Below are 2969 nucleotides of genomic sequence, written 5' to 3' on the forward strand. Positions count from 1 at the left end.
ATAACCCCAGTAGCGGCTGTCGGCGGAGCGGGTCCGGTTATCCCCCAGCATGAGGTAGCGGTCCTCGGGGACCTGGTACCAGACCCCGTCCTCGAAGGGCTCGCCGGAGCGGAAGTCGGTCTCCCGGGGATTCGGGAGGAAGGTCTTGCCGATGTAGGCGGGCCGCAGGTAGGCGCTCTCGTCCAGGGGCCCGGCGTCGGAGTGGTCGGCGTCCGTGTCCTTCCACAAAAAGCCGCCGTGGAAGCTGAAGTACTCCCCGGGCACGGCCATGCACCGCTTGATGAAGTCCGTCTCCACCTCCGCCAGCGTCCGCGGGTCGTAGGTCCAGTGGCGGAAGACGATGATGTCGCGCGGCTCGGGCTCGTTGAAGAGGTACACCAGGCGGTTGACCAGGAGGAAGTCCCCCTTCTCCAGGGTGGGGTACATGGAGGTGGAGGGAACCCAGGAGGCCTGGATGGCCACCTCGCGCAGGACGAGGGCGATGACGAGGGCGACGGCCAGGCCCTCGAAAAAGCGCAGGGTCTTGGACAGCCGCCGGTGGTGCTCTCGGTATTTGCGGAAAGGCCAGGTGACGACCTGCAGCCAGCGGGGCATCGCCCGCTCCTTCCCGTCATCGTTGGTTCGGGGCATGACCCGTCCTCGGTGGTGGGTTCGATTGGAAAACGCTCCGGGGGACCCCCCGGGTTCCCGGACGGGGTTAATGATAGCACACGGACGGGGCCCTTTGACACGCCCCACCCCCGGTGCTATACTGCCGAGGATGCTTCACCGTCTCGCGACGGACCCGCTCATGAGCCCCGGCGAACACGTCTGCCCGAATCATCCCGCGAGCACGGTCGTCGGGGTCTGCATGAACTGCGGCCGCCTGGTCTGCTCCGAATGCCGGACCCGGGTGGACGGACGCAACGTCTGTCCCGAGTGCGCGGCCGAGCTGGAGGCGCGCGCGGGGCGGTGGAAGTCGGTGAGTCGGATCGCCGTCCTGGCCCTGGTGGGGCTCGCGTTGGGGTACTGGCTGACCCGCCCCGGGGAGCTCCCGCCCGAGGTCCAACGCCTGGAGGAGGTTTCGGGGGCCGTCGAGCGCTTCCACTCCGACGTGGGCCGCTGGCCGGCGGGGTTGGGGGAGCTGGTAAATAAACCCGCGGGCGAGGGGGGAGAGGACGAAACGGGGGAAGAGGGCGAAACGGGGGAAGAGGGCGCGACGGGGGGAGAGGGCGCGACGGGGGAGGGCGAGACGGGTGGGGAGGCGACCGGCTGGACCGGTCCCTACCTGGGCGACGAGCGTTTTTTAAAAGATGGCCGACCCACCGATGTCCACGGACACCCCCTGGAGTACGGCGCGGACGAGCGCGGAGTCTGGCTCGCCACCGCCGGCGAGGACGGGGAGTGGCAGACCGACCTCGCCGCGATAGGCCCGGAAGAGGACCCCGGCGGCGACGACCTGCTCCTGTGGGTTTATGTTGAGGAAGGCGCGTCGGATTAGTACAATACCCCTGAACCCCGGTGCCGGTGATTTAACGCAGTTCAACCGGTCCCGAGCGGTATGTAACTTAGGCGACGGGCAACCCCGCCTCCGGTAACGACATCCGCACGCCAGGGCACGTTTCAGGTCCCCCACACGGGGAGGAGTTTGCCGAGCCCGACTTGTCGTCCATGACGGCGGAACTTATCAGGTGTTATAAATCTCCCATACTGGGAGGAGCTTGACGGGCCCGCTCGGGTCATTCTCCACGGCGGAACGTTCCGGGCGTTAAAATCTCCCACGCAGGGAGGAGTTTGATGGAGTTCAGCTGTTCCCGAGGCATCCTCTTCGACACCCTGGCTATGGTGGCCGGCGTGGTCAAGAAGAACCCGCCTCTCCCGGTGCTCTCCAACGTGCTCTTGAAGGCCGACGCCGAGGAGGGGCGCCTCTACCTCACCGCCACCGACCTCGAGGTGGGGGTGAGCTGTAAAATCTCCGCCCAGGTCTCCGCCGGCGGCGAGTTGACCCTCCCCGCGCGCAAGCTCACCGACATCCTGCGCGAGCTCCCCGAGGCCCAGGTGACCCTCGCCACCGAGGGCACGGGGTGCACGGTCAAGTGCGAGAACTCCCGCTTCTCCCTGGTGGGCATCGAAGCCGACGAGTTCCCGCCCCGCCCGGAGATTTCGCCGGAGAGCTCGCTCACCGTCGTCTCCGACACCCTGCGCGAGATGATCCGCCAGACCATCTTCGCCGTCAGCTACGACGAGACCCGCTACTTCCTCAACGGGGCGTACGTCGTGGCCAAGGGGCGGGAGCTGACCTTCGTCGCCACCGACGGGCGCCGGCTGGCCAAGAGCGTCCGCACCCTGGACGACGGGGTGGAGCTGGACTTCGCCGGCATCGTCCCCACCAAGGCGGTGGTCGAGATGGACAAACTGGCCGCCAAGGTGGAGAAGGTGGAGCTCTCCCTCGGCCCCGGCCACATCGTGGCCGCCTTCGCCGACACCGTCCTCACCGCGTCCCTCATCGAGGGCGAGTACCCCGACTACGATAAGCTCATCCCCAAGGAGTTCCCGCGCCGGACGCGGATCAACCGCGGCCTATTCGAGGACGCCACCCGCCGCGTGGCCTTGATGGCCGACGAGACATCCCACCGCGTCGCATACGAGTTCGAGGGGAACGTCATCCGCGTGACCGGCAAGAGCGAGCAGGGCGAGGCCGTGGAAACGGTGGAAGCGTCCTTCGAGGGCGAGCCTTTAAGAATAGGCTTCAACGCCCGCTACGTCGGCGACGCCCTCAAGGCCACCGACGCCCCGGAAATCGAGCTGCTGCTCCTGGAGAACCTGCGGCCGGGCCTCTTGAAGGGCGAGGGGAGCGACGAATACCTCTGCCTGATAATGCCCATGCGCCTGGACGACTTCTAGCCCCCTCCGGTCCCCCTCTCCCCGTGGGAGCGGCTCGCCTACGGACCGGAGTGAGGGGTGCGATGGTCCCCTCCCCCCTTGGGGGG

At 67.4% G+C, this 2969-nt stretch carries 3 protein-coding genes; 2 read left to right on the forward strand and 1 reads right to left on the reverse strand.

What is annotated here, in order from left to right; translation table 11 throughout:
- On the reverse strand, positions 1-630 hold a 630-nt coding region (gene lepB / locus VM054_09695), incomplete at its 3' end, for a signal peptidase I (GenBank protein HUT99332.1).
- 160 nt (positions 631-790) lie between these two features.
- On the opposite strand from lepB, the gene VM054_09700 reads away from it, so the two are divergent.
- Positions 791-1480, forward strand: a complete 690-nt coding sequence (locus VM054_09700; GenBank protein ID HUT99333.1) for a B-box zinc finger protein — start codon at positions 791-793, stop codon at positions 1478-1480.
- Between the two features lie 296 nt (positions 1481-1776).
- Positions 1777-2883, forward strand: coding sequence for a DNA polymerase III subunit beta (gene dnaN, locus VM054_09705; GenBank protein ID HUT99334.1), 1107 nt, complete (start codon positions 1777-1779; stop codon positions 2881-2883).
- The last annotated feature ends 86 nt before the right edge of the window (positions 2884-2969 follow it).

The sequence above is a fragment of the bacterium genome (genome assembly GCA_035528375.1).
In the GTDB taxonomy this organism is placed as follows: Bacteria; RBG-13-66-14; RBG-13-66-14; order RBG-13-66-14; family RBG-13-66-14; genus RBG-13-66-14.